Raw genomic sequence first — 23,315 nt, forward strand, 5'->3', positions numbered from 1 at the left:
TTACCCCTCTGTATCTTTGAGTCTTGGCAAGCTTATCCAAAAGCCTTTCTATTTTCTTTATAAAATCTCTTGATTCCTTACTTGTCCCTCTTTTTTTAGAATCTTTATAGGCCTTAGAGGCTTCCTCTATAGTCTGAGCCCCTCTTATCATATCAAAATTTAAATATGCCACCATGGAGAAGATCAGATTATCCACTTCATTGAGTCCATCTTGGTCAAAGCCTATATCCCCTCTCCAGTCTAAATAGTCCATTATATTGTTCATACTTGTCACCTCCACTAATTTCTCGTACATATTTATAACTAGGTCTAAGTTTATTCATATCCTTGGTTACTAACCAGCTTTTTCTTGATAGAATCCTATTTCATATACATAGAATACCTTACCTATATATTTCTACTTTTCCTATAATAATACCTTTAAAATACTGTATGGATTATATATATATTGAATACTCTTTTACATTCTATATATATTCTTATCCGTTTATGTCTAGATTTTTTTCAACTCGAATCCTATTTGGTAAAACTTATAAAAATATACCAAATTTTTCCAATTATTGATTCAATTATAAATCCATAAAAATAAATCCATAAAAACCTATTTGATTACCTATTCAGTTCCTATATAGACACTATTTTATTTTGTTATAATAAAATAGTTACTTATTAGTACCTAAAAATATACTTTTTATATAATTTTTAGTGTCTTTTTAGGAACTATTTTTATATATTTAAATAAAAGTGTAGCTATTTAGGAACTAATATGTTATAATAAGTAGGCAAAGGAGCTATAGAATTATGATAAAAAATCAAATTCAAGACAATAATATTGTAGAAGGCAATATAGATGAAAAAAAAGAGGCTATAGATGGAAGGCTAGAAGAAAAAGTCACAAATAAGCCTGTAAGACAAGAAAAGAAGGAAAATAAAAAAGAGGAAGTAATAGGAGAAGGCCTTAAAATGGCGACTAATGGAAATAAAAAGAAGGAGGAAACAAAAATGGACACACAGATAATAGGATTAGACATAGGTAGAGGATATGTGAAGGGTTATTCCCTATACAATGACAAGGAATATTCTTGTCTATTCAAAAGCGTATACGGTGATGGTAGAAACATCTCCCTAGATGACTACAAGGAAAATCCAATCTATATAGAGCTTGATGGAAATGAGTATTTTGTAGGCGACCTATCAGAAAAGGAAAGTATGAAATGTATTAGAAATGCCGGTGATAGCAAGGTTTCCCCGGTTGTTAGAATACTTATTAGCGCTGCCCTTAGCGAAATAGCTGTGTCAGACAATGTAAGCCTTATTCTAGGCGTTCCATACAAGATCTTTAAGAAAAGTACACTTAAGGAAGTCCAGAAGGAATACAGGGACTCTACAATAGTTGTAAAGAACAAGATAAACAATAGTGTCAAGACTATAAAAATAGAAAATGTAAATATATTTAGAGAAGCAGATGCTGCTCTTATATATGCTATGGGCAATAGGATTAATGAAAACAACCCCGTTGGTATGGTAAATATAGGCTTTAGAACTACTGAGCTTAGTTACTTTGACAAGGGCTTCAAATTCAACGATAAACTAAGTACAACTATTGAATCAGGCAACCAAAATGCCCTGAAAATAGTACAAAAGAAACTTGTAGACCTTGGTATTACTAAGAGTCTACCAGAAATAGACACAGCTGATGACTATCCAGATCTAAAGGAATTAGCCTACAAGTTAACTTCCGATGATACTAACGAAATCATCGAGGAAACTTGGAACAACCTAGGCGAGATGGAAATATTTGTTTCAGGAGGGACTGCCCTTAATCTTCAGCTTGACTCCAAGTACAAAATGGTAGATGACAGTCAGATGGCCACTTCTAAGGGTCTATATGAAGTCGGTGTAAAGCTTGAAAAATAAGAGAGTTGGTGGATAGGACTTGAAAAATAATAGAATTAGATTAACTTCCTACATCAGTCCTGACCTCGACGACTTGATACAGGACTATATGGACGACAACAACATTTCTACCAAGAGCCAGGCTCTTGAGAGAATGCTGATAGAGTTTAAATACATGAAGAATGAGGTCACATTCCTAAGAGGAATTATAAGTGGTGGTGGCTTCCAGCAGAATACACCCTATATGAGCTCGCAGAATGCCCCTAGAAAGCCTTTGAACAAGAGCGACAAGGTAAAGGATAGCATAACGGATATTTACTCTAATATGCCCGATTAAAGCCTTATATTAATACGCTTATATATTTGGGCTTGCTAGCCCCATAAATAGAAAAATTACTTCTGAGAGACCGGTAACTCCGGTCTCTCTTTTTACTGGTCTATTTCATCTAAATTCATGCATCTAGTAAAGGGAGGTCTGTATCATTAGGATACAGCCTCCCTCTTTGTAAATCTATATTATTTCAATTATTCAAAAGCCTTATTGTAAACTGGTTACTCATTTATACTCAATATTGAAGAGTCAGAGTTAAATGTATTTACATTGTACAGGAACAATACATCTGTCACCTCGTTGTTGTTTATAACATCGCTAAGACTTCCAGTAAAGTACCTCATATCAACGACATTTATCTCAGAGAAGCTTGTAGCTAGGAAAGGTATCATAGCATTTGCATATGAATCCTTAATAACCAAGATTTTTCTATCCGTCTCAACACTCGTCCTAATCTTAATCTGTGAGTGGTTGCCTCCAGTGAATACCTCATACTGGTCCCTACCTGATAACTTAGATGAATCATAAAGACTTGGCACCTTCTTCTTAGTATCATAGTACTTTGTTATTACTGGTGCATTGTCCTGTGTTAGATACAGGTAGATGTCCTCTGGTTTGCCGATTTCAGCCCCAGTCTTGTAGTAAAGGCTACCCCTAAAGGAATCAGATGCCTGAGACCTGTTGAAGCTATTCTGTCCAGTTGGCTGTATATTAAGTGCCTTACAGAAGTCTGTGTATGCATGGAAGGCACCATCAGTAGTCCAGTGGTGGTCAGTCTTGTAGTATAGTTGCTCACTATTTTTTAGCTTATTGAAGGTCTGCTCCACATCTACCATCCTTACCTTGTTGCTTAACATGGATGATACAGCCTTTAAATAATCCGTCTGAGAGTCCACAGGAGCGTTTTTAGGCATTAGGTGGCTATATATGTCAACCTTATTAGGAACAAGCATCATAGACACCTTCAGACTCTTATTTGAGCTAGCAAATTTATTGATAGCATCTACCTTTATCTTAGTTATATTTGGATCTTCAGCCTTGAAGCCCTCCATCAGGTAGCCATCAGCCCCAAGATAGACACCATTTATCTCCTTCTTGCCCATTAACCTATCTAGGTTGGCCTTAGTTTTAATAAAGCCAGCCCTATTTGGGAACTGGTCTGACATATAGCTAGCCTGCTTGCTAGAATACTTTCCAGTCACAAAGGATGATATTGTAAACTTAGGCTTTTGCTCTAGTTCTCTATTTTCTGCCAGAGAAGTAGTCTGGTCCCTATGAACTAGGACCGCTAGCATTATCAAGACAGTTAATCCTACAAAGGCTACTGGCAATATTCTGTAGAACCTCTTATCTAGCTTTTCTCTCCTATCTCCCTTTATATATTTATTCTTGTCACCACCCGATACTAGGAAGTTTATAAGCAAGGTAAATCCATATAGGATAGTTGAAGGTATAGACCTTAAGTTCATAGGTCTTCTTTTTGACTGTCTAGCTACTGGTCTCTTTTTAGGCTTATTAGCCCTCTGGTTTGGCCTGGCCTTACTTGTTGGCCTTGCTTGGCTCGGTCTAGCCTGGCTTGACTTCCTCTGACCATCCTGTTCAGGTCTTGGTCTAGGATTCCTAGTCGGCTGGGCCTTAGTGCTTGGTCTGGCCTTTGACGTCTGCCTAGGAGGCTGGCCTGCTGGTCTTGCAGTCTTTCTCACAGCCTGATTTGAAGGCTGACTACTTGATTTTTTAGGCCTTTCTGTCCTCTCTTGACTTGGTCTAGTCTTCTTCACCCTATTAGTAGAGCTGGCTTGACTAGGTCTCTTTTTGACAACTTTTGTAGTATTTCTAGGACCCTCTTCAGGTCTTTTCTTCTTCCTAGGTCTTTCGTCCTCTATTTCCATTAACTTTCTTAGGCTTTCAGGCATCTTGGGTTCTTCATAACGTATTTTTTTATTCATTTACTTCACCTCCACCTAAAATTTAAAGTATAAGAATGGGCTGTAACTATCTCCTACCAAGGAGGCTACTGATAGTAGGAATATCAATAAATAGCATACTGACAAAAAGGCATATCCACCCCTGCCAAACCTACTCTTAACATTGTTTATCAAGCCTAATACAAAAGGACCCGCACCTATAATAGCCAATACAAACAGCTTCCATGAAGTCTTTAGTATGTATAGGGCATTTCCATCTATAAGTCCGCTAGAGCCGAATACCAGCAGCCTGCTATAGAAGCGTCCTATCTGAGATACTCCCTCTAGGTCGAACATTACCCAACCCAAAACTACTATTAGTAAGCAGTATAAAAGCTGGATCTTTGGGCTTAGCTTCTTTAATATTTTGCCTAGCTTGATCTTTTCTAGGTATATGATAAGTCCAAAATACAGACCCCATACCACGAAATTCCAGCTGGCACCATGCCACAAACCTGTAACCATCCATACTACAAATATATTCCTTAGGTGCTTTCTTGGAGAACACTTGCTACCACCTAGAGGGAAGTATATATAGGTCTTGAACCAATTTCCTAGAGATATATGCCACCTTCTCCAAAATTCTGTGGCACTCTTGGAAATATATGGATAGTTAAAGTTTTCTGCCCACTTAAAGCCAAACATATTACCAAGACCTATGGCCATGTCTGAATAACCACTAAAGTCAAAGTATATCTGTAGGGTAAAGGCTATAATACCCAACCAGGCTGTCATAGCAGACATCTTCAAATCTGGACTAGCCTTGACACTAGACCATACCAAGGCTAGGTTGTTGGCTATTAGAACCTTCTTGCCTAGTCCAAGTATAAACTTTTCAACCCCCCTACCAAATAGGTCAGGTGATGGCCTTCTAACCAAAAGTTCCTTGGCCATATCTGAATACTGGACAATAGGACCAGCCCCTACCTGTGGGAATATGCAAACATATAGGGCAAAGTTTGTAAAACTCTTCTGTGGAGGAGTCTTACCCGTATATACATCCGCCATATACGAAATAATCTTAAATGTATAGAAGGATATACCAAAAGGAAGGCCTAAATCTACTATCTGTAAATTAGTCCTAAATATCATATTTACGTTGTCTATTAGGAATCCATAATACTTAAAAAATGCCAATATAGATAAATTAAATACCAATAGACACACAAAATAAAACCTGGCTTCCTCCCTCTTTTGTCGCCTGGAGTGGATAAACTTAATTCCAAACCAAGTAACGACTATAGACACCATTATCAACAATAGGTATCTAGGGTCTCCCCAGCTGTAGAAAAACAAACTCAGCAGCAATAATAGGCCATTTTTAAACCTTTTTGGCACTATAGAATACAATATAATTGCTATCGGGAAGAAATAAAATAAAAATGTTAAACTAGTAAAACTCAATTATCTTCCCTCCCCTACTCATAATTTGCCTTTATAATTTTATTTATTAAATCTACATTCTCATAGGATATAAAGTAGATGTAGTCACCCTTCTTCTTCAAAACACTAGAGCTCATTATCTTGTATTGGTCTGGTGCATAGTTTTTGAAGCTCTTTGACTGGGCATCCACCCTCTTCTGTATCCTTGCCAGTATGGCATCAGCATACTCCGGCTTGGCCTTTACTATAAGAATTTCATTAGCCATCATATTACTCTTTGGAACATATGAAGTATACTTTTCAACCTCTATTTTGTTTATACCATATAGCTTTCTCAAACTAAGGTCATTACCCTTGACGAAGTTCTCCATACTTACCTTCTTTTCAATATTGGCTCCAAGTGTTGCAAAATCAAGATTTTTAACCTTTACAAGCTGGTAGGCCAATACAAAAATTAGGACTACTACCAAGGCTAGTACCAGGTACTTCTTCCTATAGATTGAGCTGGTCTTCATGGGCTTAATCTTGTTTAGCTTATTCTTAATAGTCTTTCCCTTTAAATCTGCCTCTATTTCCTCACTCTTTATTATTCTCAGCCTGGCTGTCTGTTCGTAGTTTACTCCCTGGCCCTGTTTTGGATCGTTAGCAGGATTTTTCTTATTCTTATCTTTATTATCCAATTAGTCCACCTCCCCTATATATTTTCACTCAAGAAGTATAGCCAATTCTTGTAAAAATCATACTTTAGATGGATACCATCTGGCTCATATAGGTTCTTTGATGTTATCAAGCCATCTGAAGGTAGGAAGTTGGCCCCTGTCGCCGATGCAACAGCCTTAGTTTTTTGAATAAGAATCTTTACATTCTCATTGTTGATCCTGTCGTCCTTGGCCCTAGTAATCGTCTCATTTACAGCCAGAGGAGCCTGTAGGTATATCTTTACACCTGGATCAACCTTCTGGATTTTCTTAACCAAATTTATATAGTTCTCCTTAAAGGCCTCTGGTGTCTGAGTATTCAGGTCGTTCGCCCCATATAGGATTACTATCTGCTTTGGCTTTAGATTTTTGATTTCATCAATGTGCTTGCTAGCCTGATTTACATGCTCGCCCTTGCTAGCCAGAATACTAGTAGAATCAAGTATATTGGCCTGTCTTAAGTATTCCGTTATAGAGTCACCAAGAAAGACCACATCATCAAACCTAGACTTGGCCTTAGTCATATCAAACTTAGTGATAGAAGTATCCTTGTTTACCTTATTGATTTCTTCTTCCACATCGTCAATACGCTGATTTTCTTGCTTCTTCAAAAATGACAATGTCCACTCAATACTAGCCTTGCCTGACCTAGCAGTATCTGCAGCGTATGTACTATATGCCGTGGCACTAGCCACTATCATCACCGCACTAAGTGCTAAAAGCTTACTTTTTTTCATATACATCTTCCAATCTCTATTTATAAATTCCTTATTAATTACCTTAAAGGTGTCTAAATTGCATCTTGCAAAATACACCTACATTCTAATACTTAATTATACCATAACTGAATGATAAAAAAAGTAGTAATTGTGGAAAAATTGTCTAAATTATCCACATATACACAGATTTATCCCCTTTTTTATTCTTTTTTCAAAAAAACCTGCCTTTTGCAATTAATAAATTAATCTATAGGGATTATACATACGATTTCATCCAGCCTAGATTTGAGCTTTTTCCCTTCTAGTAGACGTCCATCTCCCAGCCTTTCAAAGAGAACTATGTCCTCTGAATCCTGGTGGCCGACTAGGATAAATCTATCGTCGGGACTTAGGGCAAAATCCCTAGGATTTTTTCCTCCAGTACCTATATTTTGTAAGAAATTCAGGTTGCCACCATCACCTATCTCATAGACACTAAGACTATTATGCCCCCTATTTGATACGTATAGGTTATACTTGCCCAATTCATTTTTAAGTTTAGTCACCTTAATAGCAGCCCCACTATTGCCTGTGAAGCTCTCAGATCCCTCAGGAAGGCTTGAAACCCTACTTATAGACTTTAGTGTTCCCTTGACATTATCATAGGCCAGAACCTCTACTGTGGAGTCTAATTCCCCCATAAGATATGCATATCTACCTCCTGGTCCAAAGACCATGTGCCTAGGCCCCATACCAGGTCTTGTATGGTAGCTTGAAACGAGGTCATATCCCTCAGTATCTATGTAGTAGGTCTCAACCCTGTCTCCACCCAGGTTTACCACTAGGGTAAACCTGTCGCTAGGATCCTTGATTGCCATGTGACACCTCGGTCCATCCTGGTTTGGACTAATCGGACCTCTACCTTCAAGACATATAGACCCAGCCAGACTCAACCCGTCCTCGTTCAAGAATAGGATGTCCAACCTGCCTAGGTGGTAGTTGCTGGCATATATAAGAGACTTATCCCTGTCAAAATATAGGTGACATGGAGCCTTACCAAGCATATCCACACCTCCTATAGGTCTAAGCCCTTCCCTCTTCCTATCAAAATTATAGGCCTTTACTCCTCCTTCATCCCTAGAGCTAAGGACAAAGAGTTTATCGGCATCTAGGGCCATATAGGAAGGGTTCTCTATATTTAATAGCAGTCTACTATGGTCCCTTACGTCAGAATCTACTAGGCTCATATATGGTATTTCTTCCCTCATACCAGGTCCTGACCCTATAGTATCTTTTGAGTTTAAGCCATCTATCTCTGGCTTATCAAGACATATATTGAGTATGTGGACACCCTTATTAGACCTCCTAGTATAGCCAGCCAGTATAAATCTATATTCTTTCATAATCTACCTCACTTACAAGTACAAAGCCTAGTCCTGTGGTTGCCAGCTAGTGATTCTAGCCACCACACCCTTGGGCTTATATTAAAAAAGAGCCGCCCGATCCTAACGATACAGACAACCCTTTTAATAAGCAAATTAAATCTTTAATTATTTAACTTCTACTGTTGCACCAGCAGCTTCCAATTTTTCCTTGATCTGCTCAGCTTCTTCCTTAGACACGCCTTCCTTAACAGCCTTTGGAGCGTTGTCAACAACTTCCTTAGCTTCCTTAAGACCAAGACCTGTTATACCTCTAACTTCCTTGATTACTCCAACCTTTGAAGAACCAGCTGAAGTTAAGATAACGTCGAATTCGCTCTTTTCTTCTCCACCTGCAGCAGCACCACCAGCAGCACCAGCAACCATAACTGGAGCTGAAGCAGATACGCCGAATTTTTCTTCTGCAGCCTTAACTAATTCATTTAATTCTAACACTTTCATGTTTTCTATAGCTTCTAAAATCTGTTCTATTGTCATTATATTGCACCTCCGTGTATTATTTGTTTTTCTAAATTTAAATGTGTCCCTTGCGATTTCTCGCTGATTTATACTGCCACACGGCAGCCTTAACCTACCCAGTAGGTAGATTTATTAAGCTTCTGTAGCTTCTTCGTCCTGCTTCTTTGCAACAGCATCCAACAAGTAAACAAAGTTTGACATTGGAGCCTTCAAGCTGCCAAGAAGTTTTGCGATAAGTTCTTCTCTTGATGGTATAGACGCAAGAGAAACGATCTTTGCTTCATCATAGAATTCACCTTCAACTACACCCATCTTTAGAGTGATCTTGTTAGGGTTCTTATCCATGAAAGCCTTAAGTACTCTAGCTGGAGCAACTGCATCTTCGTATCCGAATGCTATTGCGTTTGGTCCTACTAGTAACTCATCGTTGAAGTTAGCAAATGCTTCACCTTCAACCTGGCTAGCAGCTCTTCTTACCAAAGTATTCTTGTATACCTTGTAATCAACACCAGCTTCTCTCATCTGACTTCTCAAATCTGTAACCTGCTCAACTGTTAATCCCTTGTAATCTACAACGATAACAGAAGCAGCCTTTTCAAGCTTTTCAGCTATCTCAGCAACTACAGCTGATTTTAATTCTATAGCCTTACTCATATTCTTAGTGCACCTCCTTCACAAAAATAAAGTTTAGCACTTACCGTATAAATATTAAAGCCCTTGTCATCAGCAGACAACAAGGGCGCAAGTATCACGTATATCGCAACCTCGGTGGGAAATTAAGCTTACGCACCCACTGTCTACGGCAAATCTATTCTTCTTTAACATTGACAATATATCACATATGTCAACCTGTGTCAACAGTATTTTAATTATTCAGTAACTCTAACTGGGTTTACCTTTACACCAGGTCCCATTGAAGAAGCAACTGTTACACTTCTAAGGTACTGACCCTTAGCAGCAGATGGCTTAGCCTTGATTATAGCTTCCATAAGAACCTTGAAGTTATCGAATAATTTTTCCTGACCGAATGATGCCTTACCAACTGGAACGTGGATGATATTAGTCTTGTCTAGTCTATATTCAACCTTACCAGCCTTAATTTCATCAATAGCCTTAGCTACATCAAATGTAACTGTACCAGACTTAGGGTTTGGCATTAATCCCTTAGGACCAAGTACTCTACCTAGCCTTCCTACTACACCCATCATATCTGGAGTAGCAACAACTATATCAAAGTCAAACCAGTTTTCTCCCTGGATCTTCTGAACTAGTTCTTCAGCACCTACAAAATCAGCTCCTGCAGCTTCTGCTTCCTTAGCCTTTTCACCCTTAGCGAAAACTAATACTCTCTTTGTCTTACCTGTACCGTGTGGTAACACGATAGCACCTCTAACCTGCTGGTCAGCATGTCTAGAGTCAACACCCAACTTGATGTGGGCTTCAACTGTTTCATCAAACTTAGCACTTGCAGTATCAACTACTAGCCCTAGAGCCTGTGAAGCATCATAGTAAACACTTCTGTCTACTTTTGCAAACGCCTCAGCGTATCTCTTACCTTTTTTTGCCATTTTAATAATCCTCCTTGTGGTAATACGGTTTTTAACCTCCCACTTATAAAGACACCGTCTTTATAGTGTTGTTGACTAATTAGTCAACTACTTCTACACCCATACTTCTAGCAGTACCAGCGATCATTTTCATAGCTGATTCAACTGTAGCAGCATTTAAGTCCTTCATCTTTAACTCAGCTATTTCCTTAACCTGAGCTGATGTTATCTTACCAACCTTCTTCTTGTTTGGTTCTCCAGAACCTGACTGTAGGTTGATAGCCTTCTTGATTAGTACAGCAGCTGGTGGTGTCTTAGTTATGAAACTGAAAGACCTATCCTGGTATACGCTGATTACAACTGGTATAATCATGCCTGCCTGATCTGCTGTCTTAGCATTAAATTCCTTTGTGAAAGCCATTATGTTCACACCGTGCTGTCCTAGTGCTGGACCAACTGGTGGAGCTGGAGTGGCCTTTCCTGCAGGTATCTGTAGCTTAATCTGACCTATTATTTTCTTAGCCATTGTGTTGCACCTCCTTATATTTTTTCTATATTTTCAAGCCCTAGTGTTACTAAAGCCTTCCTACCAAATGCATTTACATAGACTTTTACTTCTTTTTTCTCAATGTTTACATCTTCTACTTCTCCGACATTGTCGACAAAAGCACCACTAATTACCTTTACTGTATCACCTGGGTTTAAATCAATTTCACCGCTAACTATCTTTGATGCTGGAAGCTCTATTCCCATAGCTCTTACCTCATCAACTGTTAGTGGGACTGGCTTTGAACCAGGACCTACAAATCCAGTAACGCCCTTAGTGTTTCTGACAACGTACCAAGATTCATCAGTCATCTCCATCTTTACGATAACATAACTTGGAAATACCTTCCTCTGACTAATCTTTTCCTTGCCAGTCTTTGTAGTTGTTACTACATCTTCTGTAGGAACTATTACCTGTTCGATAATATTTTCCATTCCCCTGTTTTTAACAGTGTTTTCAATTGTAGTTTTTACTTTGTTTTCATGACCGGAATAAGTATGAACAACATACCATTGCATATCTCTTTCTTCTGACATCAAAATATTCCTTTCAACGCTTAAGATCAATCGACTACTTAATCAATAGACTAAGTGCCTTTGATAATCCTAAATCTACTAGCCATACAAATAGGGTAGAAACAATAACAACTCCAAGTACTACACCAGTCTTACTTGCAAGTTCTCCTGCTGTAGGCCAAGTTACCTTTTTAAGCTCCTGACCTGTACCCTTTATAAACCCTACTTTTTTTTCTGATACTTGTACATTTTCCTTTGCCATTCACTCACATCCTTTACCTAGCAATATTACTTAGTTTCCTTATGAGTAGTGTGCTTCTTACAGAACTTACAATACTTCTGTAGTTCAATTCTGTCAGGATTGTTCTTCTTATTCTTAGTTGTGTTGTAGTTTCTCTGACTACATTCTGTACACGCTAAAGTTACTTTAACTCTCATCTGTTACACCTCCAAATTTGATTTTATATATGATGATATAGCTTCCTGAAAAAATCAAGTAACTATTACCTTCCAAAAATTGTATTTTTTACACCTCAAATTGACGACTCTATTCGGCCGTCTAAAATAAAATACCACACTATCTTTCTTTTGTCAATGATTTCAATGCTTTTTCGCCCACTTATTTTTAAAGCCGCCTAGACAAACTTTTTCTAGGCGGCTATAAGGTGAATAAACTTGAAAAATCGATGGTCTATGAAATTAAATTCTTAAAGGTTGAATTCTTCATAAGGTTTTTAAATAGGGGTACGCCCAAGATTGTCACTATAATGAATTCAGACAGCATTATTTGGGCTGTTACCACTATAAATGAAACCGGCTCTGGTGATATAAATACTATCTCTAAACCTATTAAGACACTAAATACAGCTGGCATCAGGGATGCTATCCATATATTTTTTATCTTTGACATAGCGGTTAGGGCCAAGAAAGATGCTAGGGTCCCAACCACAACATCTATCATGCCTAGGGATGACAAAAGGTTTGAAATTGCACAACCTACAGTCAAACCCACTATATACTCTGGGTTGAAAAATGCCAAGAGGGTCATCACCTCTGATATCCTGAACTGGATAGGTCCATAAGAAAGTGATGGAATCATCCACGTAAGGACCGCATAAATGGCAGCTATCATGGCCTGCCTTACTAGTAGTTTTCTACTTACTAAAGTTTTTGCATTCATATTTTTTACTCTCCTCCTACACCAAAATCTGTATTGTTCCAGAGAATTTCAATATTTTCCATATCATCCATATAGGAATACTGGTCTCTGAAGTAATCAATTATAGACTGGTCTCTCTTTACTGGGGTAGTATTTTCTACATAAATATTGATACAGCCCCTCTTAAAATTCTCCTGTAGAAGTTTCATGTCCCTGTCTATCATCTCTCTTGTCTGTCCCTGAATTCCCACTAGGAGACAGATATTTTCAAAATATGAAGCCACCTCTTTGGCATCCTTAAACCCTATATTCTTGTTCAAGTAGCCATTTCTAAAATCATCATCAAAGGTTTCAATACCACACTTAAAGGATACCTCTATCCCATCAAAATACTTTCTAATTTCATCTAACCTAGTCCTATAGTTGTAGTAGGCCTCAAAGAATATCTCCTTGATTCCCTTGGCCCTACATAGGTCTCTGATGTCCTCTAAGGTCTGTTTAGGCAATTCAAATACCGAGGCTGAATTAATCACCTCTAGCCTTCCATACAAACCTTTGACATCTTCTAGGACCTTCTTATTCACACTAATCATTTCTTCTTCATCAATTGAGTTGTCGGCGATATAATCACAAAAAAAACAGCGTCCCCATCTACACGGATGAGAACGCAGTAATACTATCTCTCTTGGATTTTTATCGTCAATTACACTGTAACGATTCATTTAACCACATCCTTGTTTTTTAAGTAGGTGACAAGAAAACTCTATATCTTGTTTTTTAAGCAGGTGACAAGAAAACTCTAGCCCCTATTATACCCACTTTTCAGGCTTGTGTCAAACATTATATACACCTATTTTTTTGCCCACTCCTTTGCTATTTCAATCAAAAGTCTTGCCCCAGCCTCAAGGGCCTCAAGGCTTATCATTTCATTCCTGCCATGAAAGTTGATTCCTCCTGCAAATAGGTTGGGACAAGGTAGGCCCATAAAGGATAGGCGAGACCCATCAGTCCCCCCTCTTATAGGTATTATCCTTGGCTCTATATCCAAGTTCTCCATGGCCTTAACAGCTATATCTACTACCTCCATATGGTCCTCTATTACCTCCCTCATATTATAATAGGAGTCTTGGATTGTAAGAGAAATCCTCCCACCATGTTCCTTGGATAGGTCCGAAATGGTAGCCTCAAAGAATGCCTTCATGTCTTCAAACTTGGCCCTGTCATGGTCCCTAATTATGTAATTAAGGACTGTCTCCTCAGCAGACCCCTTTATATCATTAAGGTGAAAAAAGCCTTCATAGCCCTCTGTAGTCTCTGGTCTCTTGTTTTCTGGAAAGGCCTCCATGACCTTACCTGCTATATAGATAGAGTTGACCATCTTTCCCTTGGCTGATCCTGGATGGACATTCCTTCCCTGTATTTTGACAAGGGCGGATGCTGCATTGAAGTTTTCATATTCTAGCTCACCCACCTGGCCCCCATCGAATGTATAGGCATACTTGGCTCCAAACTTATCTACATCGAAATAATCTGCCCCACAGCCTATTTCTTCATCTGGTGTGAAGGCCACCATTATATCCCCATGCCTTATCTGGGGATTATTGACAAGAAATTCTATGCCTGTCATTATTTCAGCTATACCAGCCTTGTCATCTGCCCCTAGTAGGGTGCTTCCGTCAGTCACTATAAGGGTTTGGCCCTTGAAGTCTCCTATCTCTGGATAATCTTTAAGACTTGTAACTATCCCTCTTTCTTCATCCAAGACTATGTCTCCGCCATCATAGTTTTCTATAAGCCTTGGTTTGACATCCTTACCTGATAGGTCTGGGCTGGTATCCATATGAGCTATAAATCCAATCGGTACAAGACCCTCCTCATTGGCTGCTAGCCTGGCCATTACATAGCACCTTTCATCCAGGCTTATGTCTTCTAGACCTAAGTCTTCTAGCTCTTTAACCAGTAGCCTAGCCAAGTCAAATTGCTTGTTTGTGGATGGACTGGTTTTAGACTCTGGATCTGACTGGGTGTCTATTGCTGTATACTTTAAAAATCTTTCTAATACTTTTTCTCTCATTTGATTCTCCTTCAAAAAAGAGGTGTCCTGGACACCTCTTCAAATTAATTTTTATATTTAATTTCTATGACCTAATAGAAGAGCCATACACTTATTCAACTTGTAATTTTATTAAATTCTTTATAGCATACCCCCACTCAAAAGTCAAGTTGTCTAGGTCCAAGTCCTATGTTATAATATTTATAAACCATGTGCGCCTATAGCTCAACTGGATAGAGCTGCAGACTTCGGATCTGTGAGTTGTGGGTTCGAATCCTACTAGGCGTGCTTTTTATTAATTTTAACTTTTTATTTTATAGGAGCGGACTATGTACGTACTTTTTAGGGAAGATCTAATCAGCAGCGATGATATAAAAAATGAAATTCAGGAAAAAACACTGTTCAAGGTGGAGACAGACCTTACCAAGGCAACTAAGAGGGAGGATGTTATGGCCTTTAAGCTATCTATCCCCACACAAGACCTTGTGCCTGGTGTAAAATTTGATTGGGATGATAATAAGCTCGTGGAGGACCTTTTCTCCAAGGCTCAGGCCCTTACAAAGGACTTCCTAGCCTTTTTCCCCAAATACACTATCCAGGCCTCATCTGCCTATAAGTGGGATGAAATGGAGGATAGGATTTATCTAGTTGTCGTAATTGCCAATATAGATATCAGGATGAAAAAATTAGAATTGGATATACTAAAGCGTATGATGAAGCAGGTAGATTAATCTACCTGTTTTTTTTGCATCTACGCCTTATGTCCACTAGTATCCTAGTCTGTATTGCTAGATAAAAAAGAATTTTAAGAATATTTGTTTATTTTCAAAAAATTCTTCAGGGTATAGGTTAATAAAATCACATTTATAAAATCAAAAGTTTACTTCCAGTTAATTAAGTAAAATGTGAAGAATGCTGGTAAAATAATCTTACAAAAAAAACATTAAAAGATATTGACCTTTTATTTATAAGTGCTATAATATAAGTACAAGGACAGATAAATAACAAACAGACTTGTACACTCAAACCAACTTATTTAGAACATAAGAGTATTATTTAAACCTGATATTTTTCGTAAAAATACAGAGCTTCTGGCTCTGTATTTTTATTTATAACACATGATTATTTATTGTCAAATACCGGTCTTTATAGCTATTAAATAATTTAAGTTTTAGGACTTTTTCCTGTATCTTTGCTAAAAATATCTCAAACTATAGCTTATTATGTTCATTTAAAATTCAATTAATCATACTTTATCTCAAAAATTGATATTCTTATTTTAAATTTACAGTGGTAATTTATACGGTTTTATGTTAATATGTTATAGTAACAGTTGATAATATGTCCCCGTAGCTCAGCTGGATAGAGCACTCGCCTCCTAAGCGAGGGGTCGGAGGTTCGAATCCTCTCGAGGACGCTTAAAATCATAGGTATTCTACCTATGATTTTTTTTACTCTCTTTTAATTCTAGACCTCTTTTATAATTATATTTTTGGTTCCATGAAAAAAAGAGGGACAAGGTCCCCCCTATAAATGTAATTCAACATAAAAATCGCCTCCATATATCAACTTAATATCGACATAGACCTAAATCTGGTCATCTACCATCTGCACATACTCTAATACCTCAAAACCTAGTCTTTTGTAAAGGTCTATAGCCCTCTGATTACTTGCACAGACCTCCAGCCTATACCTTGCTGCCTCAGGAAAGTCATCTTTGACCTTGGCAAAATATTCCTGGGCTATACCCATAGACCTATAGTCTTCACTTATAAAAAGATCCTCTAGCTGGATTGTAATACCCGCTACCTCTGAAGCATAGTAGCTAGTTACAATACCAAATCCAACTAGGTCTCCTTTGAACCTTGCTTCGTATCCTCTTATAGAATATTCTCTCGACAGGATATCCTTTAAAAGCTTCTCTATAACAGACTCATCTATTGGATCAGACACTGCATCTGACCTATAAAATAGCTTCATCATGCCCAAAAGGTCCTCATAATTTTCTTTTTTAAAATCTTCAAACTTGACCATATAAACTCCTATTTGCTAGTACTTTCCATGAATAAATCCTTTTATAGTTTTTACACGTTTAATATATAGTATATCATATTTTTTTCCTTATATTTTATTAATTTGCTATTTTTTGATTTGAGACAAAGTAAAAAGGGCCATACCCCTGTGTTTAGTAGTGGTGAATAGCCCTAATTATATTTATTTTGTATGTGGTTTGTTTAGTCTTTTTAAGTCCTTATATACCGAGGTCCTACTTACCATCATCCTTTTTAAAAGTCAAGAACCAGTCTAGCATATTGTACTTGCTTGTATCCTTAACCAATTCATGTCTCTGCTCTACCTCTTCACGAGTTGTTGGTGGAGGTACTATTACATCCTTACCTGGCTCCCAGTTAGCTGGTAGGGCTACTCCATCCTTTTCGGCCTTCTGCAGTCCTAATAGGACACGCTTGATTTCAGCAAAGTTTCTTCCAAGTGATGCTGGATAGTATAGGATTGTCTTGATAATACCATTTGGGTCGACAAAGAATACTGCCCTCACTGCATGTGTGTCAGATTCTCCCTGTAGCATGCCATAGGCCTTAGCTACCTCCATTCTTATATCTGCTATTAGAGGGAACTTAACCTTTGGCTTTTCTATTCCATCCCAAGTATAGCCTTCTATAGCTTCTAGCCAGCCAAGGTGTGAATGTAATGAGTCTATAGATAGTCCCACCAATTCAGTATTATATGATGAGAACTCATCATGCATGCTAGCAAATGTCATAAACTCTGTAGTACAAACAGGTGTAAAGTCTGCTGGATGTGAGAATAATATTACCCACTTGCCTTCAAAATCATTAGGGAAGTGCATAGGTCCCTTTGTTGTTACAGCTTCAAATTCTGGTGCCTTTGTTCCTATTAGGGGAAATCTAACCTGTTCCTGTAATGTTTCTAGTCTTTCCTGGTTCATTTCTAGTCCTCCTTATTTTATAAACTTTCTTTATTTTTATATATACAGGGTCATTCTTGACCCTGATAAAGTCTAGCTGTTATTAATTCTCATTCTTATTATACCTTATTTTAATCATATTTAAACAGCTTTTTTAAAATTTTACAAAAATAAGTGGCTTTTTTAAAATAAATATTGCCCGTATAATGGGTGGTTTGCACAAGGTCTATAATCAGAAAAGTTGGTGGTCAACATCTAAAGGGTCTATGTACTACTTGTCCTCTCTAAACAGATACATACTCCTACAAAAAAATTAGCGTTGGGAGAGAATTTTTTCTCTCACCAACGCTAAATATTATACAGCTATACAGCTAATATCATATGACCCCTATACTTGAGTCACTAGATCATTTCATCTAGGTCGTAGTCGCTGTGCACATCTTCTGTTGCTTCAACAGCTTCTTCAGCAACCTCTTCAACCTCTTTTTCTATTGCTATATTTCTGTACTTCTTCATACCTGTACCTGCTGGTATCAATTTACCAAGGATTACATTCTCCTTTAGACCTATCAAATGGTCTTCCTTACCCTTGATAGCAGCGTCTGTAAGGACTCTTGTAGTCTCCTGGAATGATGCAGCTGATAGGAATGAGTCAGTCGCAAGAGAAGCCTTTGTAATACCTAGTAGGACCCTCTTAGCCACTGCTGGCCTTAGACCCTTTTCAAGAGCTTCTTCATTGCACTTATTGTATGTAAGAACTTCTTCATATCCACCTGGCAGTAGGTCTGTATCACCTGGATCCTCAACCTTAACCTTAGATAGCATCTGTCTTACTATTACTTCTATATGCTTGTCGTTGATATCAACACCCTGTAGCCTATATACTCTCTGTACTTCCTTAACAATGTAGTCCTGTACACCGCCAATTCCCTTAACCCTAACTATATCATGTGGGTTAATAGAACCTTGAGTCAAAGGCTCTCCAGCTTCTATATAGTCGCCGTCCTTTACCTTTAGCCTAGATCCATATGGTATCTGGTAAGCTTCTGCCTGGCCATCTTCTGAAGTAACTACTACCTCTTTTCTCTTGGCTGTTTCATCAACTTCTATCTTACCTGATATTTCAGTAATTACAGCTAGACCCTTTGGCTTACGAGCTTCGAAAAGCTCCTCAACTCTTGGAAGACCCTGAGTGATGTCTCCACCGGCTACACCACCTGTATGGAAGGTACGCATTGTAAGCTGAGTACCCGGCTCACCTATTGACTGGGCAGCTATGATACCTACTGCTTCACCTATATTTACCGGCTTACCAGTAGCAAGGTTTCTACCGTAACACTTAGCACATACACCATGTTCTGTCTTACAATTCAGAACTGTCCTGATCTTAACCCTTTCAACTCCGCAGTCTATAATCTTATCTGCATCGTCTTCTGAGATCATATGGTCTCCTGGAACCACTTCCTGACCAGTTTCTGGGTTAATAACTGGGTCTATAGTGTATCTACCTATTATCCTGTCTCTCAAGTCTTCTATAACTTCATTTCCATCCCTAATAGCAAATACGTCTGTAGTTTCTTTTGTTCCACAGTCTATATCCCTTACTATAACGTCCTGGCTGACGTCAACCAGTCTTCTTGTCAAGTAACCTGAATCGGCTGTACGAAGGGCTGTATCGGCTAGACCCTTTCTAGCTCCATGCGAAGATGTAAAGTATTCCATTACTGATAGACCTTCACGGAAGTTAGACTTAACCGGTATTTCCACTGTCTTACCTGATGCATTGGCCATCAGACCACGCATACCTGCTAGCTGTCTGATCTGGTTCTTAGAACCTCTGGCTCCTGAATGGGCCATTATGAAGATATTGTTCATTCTGTCTAGACCATCCATTAGGGCATCAGTTACCTTATCAGTAGTTTCTGTCCAAGTTTCTATTACCTTTTCGTATCTTTCATCATTTGATATAAGACCCCTTCTGTAGGCCTTTTCATACTTGTCAACTAGGTCTTCAGCTTCCTTGATATATGTATACTTAGCTTCTGGTATATCCATGTCAGCAACAGCAACTGTGATACCACCAACTGTTGAATACTTGTAACCCATAGCCTTTACATAGTCAAGAAGTTCTGCAGTCTTAGTATTTCCATGCTTTCTAAAGCACTTGTCTATAATCTTTCCTAGGGACTTCTTGTCTGCTAGGAAGTCTACCTCTAGGCTGAACGGATCCTTATCCCTATCAACAAAACCTAGGTCCTGAGGTATACCTTCATTAAAGATAAACCTACCAACTGTAGATTCTACTAGGGAAGACCTACCATCATCTAGAGTTAATCTCATCTTTACAAGGGCATGTAATTCTACCTTGTGGTTGAAATATGCCAATAGTAGTTCATTGTAGTCCTTGAATACTGAACCAGTTCCCTTTGCACCCTCCTGGGCTTCTATTGTCAAATAATATGAACCAAGAACCATGTCCTGAGAAGGAGTAGTTATTGGAGCACCATCCTTAGGTGCTAGTATATTATTCACAGATAGCATTAGGTATCTAGCCTCTGCCTGGGCCTCTACTGATAGTGGCACGTGGACAGCCATCTGGTCACCGTCGAAGTCGGCATTGTAGGCTGTACAAACTAGTGGATGAAGCTTGATTGCCTTACCCTCTACTAGGACTGGCTCAAAGGCCTGGATACCTAGTCTATGTAGGGTAGGGGCACGGTTAAGTAGAACTGGGTGGCTCTTGATTACATCTTCAAGTACATCCCATACTTCTGGTTTTACCTTTTCTACTATAGTCTTGGCAGACTTGATATTGTGGGCAAAGCCTCTTTCTACTAGCTTGTCCATTACAAATGGCTTGAATAGTTCAAGAGCCATCTTTTTTGGAAGACCACACTGGTAGAACTTAAGCTCTGGACCAACTACGATAACAGAACGACCAGAGTAGTCAACTCTCTTACCTAGTAGGTTCTGTCTGAAACGACCCTGCTTACCCTTTAGCATATCTGATAATGACTTAAGAGGCCTATTACCTGGTCCTGTAACCGGTCTACCCCTTCTACCATTATCTATCAGGGCATCAACTGCCTCCTGTAGCATTCTCTTTTCATTTCTAACTATGATTTCTGGAGCCCCTAGTTCAAGAAGCCTCTTCAATCTGTTATTTCTGTTTATAACCCTTCTATAAAGGTCATTTAGGTCAGATGTAGCAAACCTACCACCATCTAGCTGAACCATTGGTCTTAGGTCTGGTGGAATTACTGGTATAGCCTCAAGGATCATCCATTCTGGCTTGTTACCTGACTTTTTGAAGGCTTCTACCACCTCTAGTCTTCTAATAGTCCTAACCCTCTTCTGACCAGTTGCATCCTTCAAGTCTTCTCTCAACTCAGCTGATTGAGCTTCAAGATCTATCTTTTCTAATAGCTTCTTTACTGCTTCTGCGCCTATACCAACCTCAAATTCATAGCCATACTTTTCTACAGCATTTCTATATTCTCTTTCAGTCAGTACCTGCTTGTAGGCTAGACCAGTATCACCTGGGTCTGTAACCACATATGATGCAAAGTACAATACCTTTTCAAGAGATCTCGGCGACATATCAAGTAGTAGACCCATCCTTGATGGTATACCCTTGAAGTACCAGATATGAGACATTGGAGCTGCCAGCTCTATATGACCCATTCTTTCTCTTCTTACCTTGGCCTTCGTTACTTCAACACCACATCTATCACACACTACGCCCTTGTATCTTACTCTTCTATACTTACCGCAGTGACACTCCCAGTCCTTCGTAGGTCCAAATATTCTTTCACAGAATAGACCATCCTTCTCTGGCTTCAATGTTCTATAGTTAATTGTTTCTGGTTTCTTGACCTCTCCCCTTGACCACTGTCTGATTCTCTCTGGAGATGCTAAACCTATTTTTATCGACTCAAAATTGTTTAATTCAAACAAGGAGTTCTCTCCCTTCTTTCGATACTATTAATTTTATTTAAACGCATCCTGGTAACTGTTAAAACCTACAGCTACCAAGACACCACCATCTTTACCTCATAGATAATAAATATCCATCAAAATCCTAGTCTTCCTAGAATTCATCCTCATATTCATCGTAAGAATCGTCATCACCAAAGCTATCATCTTCGTCAACAAATTCCTCTATTTCTTCAAAGTCACCCTCTTCATTGTCATTGAATTCATCATATGAATCTCCGTCAACTTCTTCTATCATGTGACCTTCCTCTATATCCTCTGTTACGATGCTTTCTATCTTGAATTCGCCAACAGCTTCTTCTTCATCATCTACTGATTCCTTGATGTCTATTGCTAGACCCTTCTGGTCAAGAGCACTGACATCCAAGCATAGTGACTGTAATTCCTTCATCAGTACTCTGAATGATTCTGGCATTCCCGGCTCTGGTATATTTTCACCCTTAACGATAGCTTCGTATGTTTCAACCCTACCCTTAACATCGTCCGACTTAACTGTCAGGATTTCCTGAAGGATATGAGATGCACCATAGGCTTCTAGGGCCCAAACTTCCATCTCTCCGAATCTCTGTCCACCAAACTGGGCCTTACCACCTAGTGGCTGCTGAGTTACCAGTGAGTACGGTCCTGTACTTCTTGCATGTAGCTTGTCATCAACTAGGTGATGTAGCTTTAAGTAGTACATGTAACCAACTGTGATTCTATTGTCGAAGCTTTCGCCTGTACGTCCATCATATAGAGTTAGCTTACCATCCCTTGGATAGCCTGCCATTTCAAGAGCATCCATGATATCGTACTCGTTAGCCCCATCAAATACTGAAGTTGCTACATGCCAGCCTAGCTTCTTAGCAGCTAGACCCAAGTGCATTTCAAGTACCTGACCGATGTTCATACGAGAAGGTATACCCTGTGGATTTAAGACGATGTCCATAGGAGTACCATCGGCCATGAATGGCATATCCTCTTCTGGTAAAACCCTAGAGATAACACCCTTGTTACCATGACGACCGGCCATCTTATCTCCGACTTTTATCTTTCTCTTCTTGGCTATATAACACCTTACAAGCTCATTTACACCTGGAGATAGGTCATCTCCATTTTCCCTAGTGAAGATTCTTATATCAACTATGATACCTGATTCTCCATGAGGAACCTTAAGAGAAGTATCTCTTACCTCTCTAGCCTTTTCGCCGAAGATTGCCCTTAAAAGTCTTTCTTCAGCTGTTAGTTCAGTTTCTCCCTTAGGAGTAACCTTACCTACTAGGATATCCCCTGAGTCTACCTCAGCACCTATTCTGATGATACCCCTATCATCTAAGTTCTTGATGGCATTTTCACCAACATTAGGTATATCTCTAGTGATTTCTTCTGGTCCTAGCTTTGTATCTCTGGCTTCACACTCATATTCTTCTATATGAATTGTAGACAGCCTATCTTCCTTTACAAGTCTTTCATTGATAAGTACGGCGTCCTCGTAGTTGTAACCTTCCCATGTCATGAAGGCTATCAAACAGTTTCTACCAAGGGCAATTTCACCAAGGTCAGTCGCTGGACCGTCGGCAATTACATCGCCAGCCTTAACCTCTTCATTCTTGCTCACTATTGGAGCCTGGTTTACACAAGTACCAGAGTTTGATCTCTTGAACTTAAGTAGTTTGTACCTATCCTTATCTCCATTCTCCT

Annotated in this window: 22 protein-coding genes, 2 tRNA genes, 1 pseudogene and 1 other annotated feature; of the genes and pseudogenes, 5 read left to right on the forward strand and 20 right to left on the reverse strand. The window is 38.8% G+C overall.

The annotated features are described in order from the left end of the window. Nucleotides 1-265: pseudogene (locus ACW6OJ_RS02470) on the reverse strand (Mbeg1-like protein); the annotation flags it as partial. 536 nt (nt 266-801) lie between these two features. Here ACW6OJ_RS02470 and ACW6OJ_RS02475 point away from each other — a divergent pair. Both ACW6OJ_RS02475 and ACW6OJ_RS02480 read left to right on the forward strand, forming a co-directional pair. After that, nucleotides 802-1,917, forward strand: coding sequence for a ParM/StbA family protein (locus ACW6OJ_RS02475; protein ID WP_455104878.1), 1,116 nt, complete (start codon nt 802-804; stop codon nt 1,915-1,917). Nucleotides 1,918-1,936: 19 nt separating this feature from the next. Then, on the forward strand, nt 1,937-2,233 hold the full coding sequence (locus ACW6OJ_RS02480; RefSeq protein WP_304083097.1) for a hypothetical protein: 297 nt from the start codon (nt 1,937-1,939) through the stop codon (nt 2,231-2,233). Between the two features lie 215 nt (nt 2,234-2,448). On the opposite strand, the gene ACW6OJ_RS02485 is transcribed toward ACW6OJ_RS02480, so the two are convergent. The 15 genes from ACW6OJ_RS02485 to pepT form a co-directional block, all read right to left on the reverse strand. Then, nucleotides 2,449-4,173, reverse strand: a complete 1,725-nt coding sequence (locus ACW6OJ_RS02485; protein ID WP_455104879.1) for a DHHW family protein — start codon at nt 4,171-4,173, stop codon at nt 2,449-2,451. Between the two features lie 15 nt (nt 4,174-4,188). Continuing rightward, nucleotides 4,189-5,595 carry an MBOAT family O-acyltransferase gene (locus ACW6OJ_RS02490; protein WP_456095708.1) on the reverse strand — a complete coding sequence of 469 codons (1,407 nt, stop codon included), beginning with the start codon at nt 5,593-5,595 and terminating at the stop codon, nt 4,189-4,191. A 14-nt stretch (nt 5,596-5,609) separates the two neighbouring features. Next, nucleotides 5,610-6,254, reverse strand: a complete 645-nt coding sequence (locus ACW6OJ_RS02495; RefSeq protein ID WP_456095709.1) for a DUF4358 domain-containing protein — start codon at nt 6,252-6,254, stop codon at nt 5,610-5,612. A gap of 14 nt (nt 6,255-6,268) precedes the next feature. Next, nucleotides 6,269-7,009, reverse strand: coding sequence for a GDSL-type esterase/lipase family protein (locus ACW6OJ_RS02500; protein WP_456095710.1), 741 nt, complete (start codon nt 7,007-7,009; stop codon nt 6,269-6,271). 224 nt (nt 7,010-7,233) lie between these two features. Next, nucleotides 7,234-8,373 (reverse strand): lactonase family protein, encoded by a 1,140-nt coding sequence (locus ACW6OJ_RS02505; RefSeq protein WP_456095711.1) that lies wholly within the window; start codon nt 8,371-8,373, stop codon nt 7,234-7,236. 147 nt (nt 8,374-8,520) lie between these two features. Next, nucleotides 8,521-8,889, reverse strand: coding sequence for a 50S ribosomal protein L7/L12 (gene rplL, locus ACW6OJ_RS02510; protein WP_273161916.1), 369 nt, complete (start codon nt 8,887-8,889; stop codon nt 8,521-8,523). 114 nt (nt 8,890-9,003) lie between these two features. After that, on the reverse strand, nt 9,004-9,525 hold the full coding sequence (gene rplJ / locus ACW6OJ_RS02515) for a 50S ribosomal protein L10 (protein ID WP_293428801.1): 522 nt from the start codon (nt 9,523-9,525) through the stop codon (nt 9,004-9,006). Nucleotides 9,526-9,570: 45 nt separating this feature from the next. Then, nucleotides 9,571-9,692: a sequence feature (ribosomal protein L10 leader region), on the reverse strand. A 48-nt stretch (nt 9,693-9,740) separates the two neighbouring features. Further along, entirely contained in the window at nt 9,741-10,439 is a 699-nt protein-coding gene (rplA, locus tag ACW6OJ_RS02520) for a 50S ribosomal protein L1 (RefSeq protein ID WP_456095712.1), read from the reverse strand. Nucleotides 10,440-10,518: 79 nt separating this feature from the next. Further along, on the reverse strand, nt 10,519-10,944 hold the full coding sequence (gene rplK / locus ACW6OJ_RS02525; protein ID WP_293428798.1) for a 50S ribosomal protein L11: 426 nt from the start codon (nt 10,942-10,944) through the stop codon (nt 10,519-10,521). A 14-nt stretch (nt 10,945-10,958) separates the two neighbouring features. Then, nucleotides 10,959-11,501, reverse strand: a complete 543-nt coding sequence (gene nusG, locus ACW6OJ_RS02530; RefSeq protein WP_314495021.1) for a transcription termination/antitermination protein NusG — start codon at nt 11,499-11,501, stop codon at nt 10,959-10,961. A gap of 34 nt (nt 11,502-11,535) precedes the next feature. Continuing rightward, nucleotides 11,536-11,742 carry a preprotein translocase subunit SecE gene (secE, locus tag ACW6OJ_RS02535; RefSeq protein WP_293435410.1) on the reverse strand — a complete coding sequence of 69 codons (207 nt, stop codon included), beginning with the start codon at nt 11,740-11,742 and terminating at the stop codon, nt 11,536-11,538. A gap of 26 nt (nt 11,743-11,768) precedes the next feature. Continuing rightward, nucleotides 11,769-11,918 (reverse strand): 50S ribosomal protein L33, encoded by a 150-nt coding sequence (rpmG, locus tag ACW6OJ_RS02540; RefSeq protein WP_007787992.1) that lies wholly within the window; start codon nt 11,916-11,918, stop codon nt 11,769-11,771. Nucleotides 11,919-12,171: 253 nt separating this feature from the next. Further along, nucleotides 12,172-12,660 (reverse strand): QueT transporter family protein, encoded by a 489-nt coding sequence (locus tag ACW6OJ_RS02545; RefSeq protein ID WP_293428791.1) that lies wholly within the window; start codon nt 12,658-12,660, stop codon nt 12,172-12,174. A 5-nt stretch (nt 12,661-12,665) separates the two neighbouring features. Beyond that, nucleotides 12,666-13,361, reverse strand: coding sequence for a radical SAM protein (locus tag ACW6OJ_RS02550; RefSeq protein ID WP_456095713.1), 696 nt, complete (start codon nt 13,359-13,361; stop codon nt 12,666-12,668). A 128-nt stretch (nt 13,362-13,489) separates the two neighbouring features. Next, nucleotides 13,490-14,713, reverse strand: coding sequence for a peptidase T (gene pepT / locus ACW6OJ_RS02555; RefSeq protein ID WP_456095714.1), 1,224 nt, complete (start codon nt 14,711-14,713; stop codon nt 13,490-13,492). A 193-nt stretch (nt 14,714-14,906) separates the two neighbouring features. Here pepT and ACW6OJ_RS02560 point away from each other — a divergent pair. The 3 genes from ACW6OJ_RS02560 (at nt 14,907) to ACW6OJ_RS02570 (ending at nt 16,109) form a co-directional block, all read left to right on the forward strand. Continuing rightward, nucleotides 14,907-14,980 (forward strand) — tRNA-Arg (locus tag ACW6OJ_RS02560). 41 nt (nt 14,981-15,021) lie between these two features. Beyond that, the gene (locus ACW6OJ_RS02565) at nt 15,022-15,423 is read left to right on the forward strand and encodes a hypothetical protein (RefSeq protein ID WP_293428785.1); all 402 of its coding nucleotides are present in this window, start codon (nt 15,022-15,024) and stop codon (nt 15,421-15,423) included. Between the two features lie 612 nt (nt 15,424-16,035). Next, a tRNA-Arg gene (locus ACW6OJ_RS02570) sits at nt 16,036-16,109 on the forward strand. A 170-nt stretch (nt 16,110-16,279) separates the two neighbouring features. Here ACW6OJ_RS02570 and ACW6OJ_RS02575 read toward each other — a convergent pair. The 4 genes from ACW6OJ_RS02575 to ACW6OJ_RS02590 form a co-directional block, all read right to left on the reverse strand. Beyond that, nucleotides 16,280-16,726, reverse strand: coding sequence for a GNAT family N-acetyltransferase (locus ACW6OJ_RS02575; RefSeq protein ID WP_293431050.1), 447 nt, complete (start codon nt 16,724-16,726; stop codon nt 16,280-16,282). 232 nt (nt 16,727-16,958) lie between these two features. Continuing rightward, nucleotides 16,959-17,660: a peroxiredoxin gene (locus ACW6OJ_RS02580; RefSeq protein WP_293700300.1), complete on the reverse strand. Its 702-nt coding sequence runs from the start codon at nt 17,658-17,660 to the stop codon at nt 16,959-16,961. A 381-nt stretch (nt 17,661-18,041) separates the two neighbouring features. After that, nucleotides 18,042-21,596, reverse strand: a complete 3,555-nt coding sequence (gene rpoC, locus ACW6OJ_RS02585) for a DNA-directed RNA polymerase subunit beta' (protein WP_456095715.1) — start codon at nt 21,594-21,596, stop codon at nt 18,042-18,044. Between the two features lie 133 nt (nt 21,597-21,729). Next, nucleotides 21,730-23,315, reverse strand: a 1,586-nt coding sequence (locus tag ACW6OJ_RS02590; protein WP_456095716.1) for a DNA-directed RNA polymerase subunit beta, incomplete at its 5' end; no start/stop codon positions are given.

This window comes from Peptostreptococcus sp. (assembly GCF_977045075.1).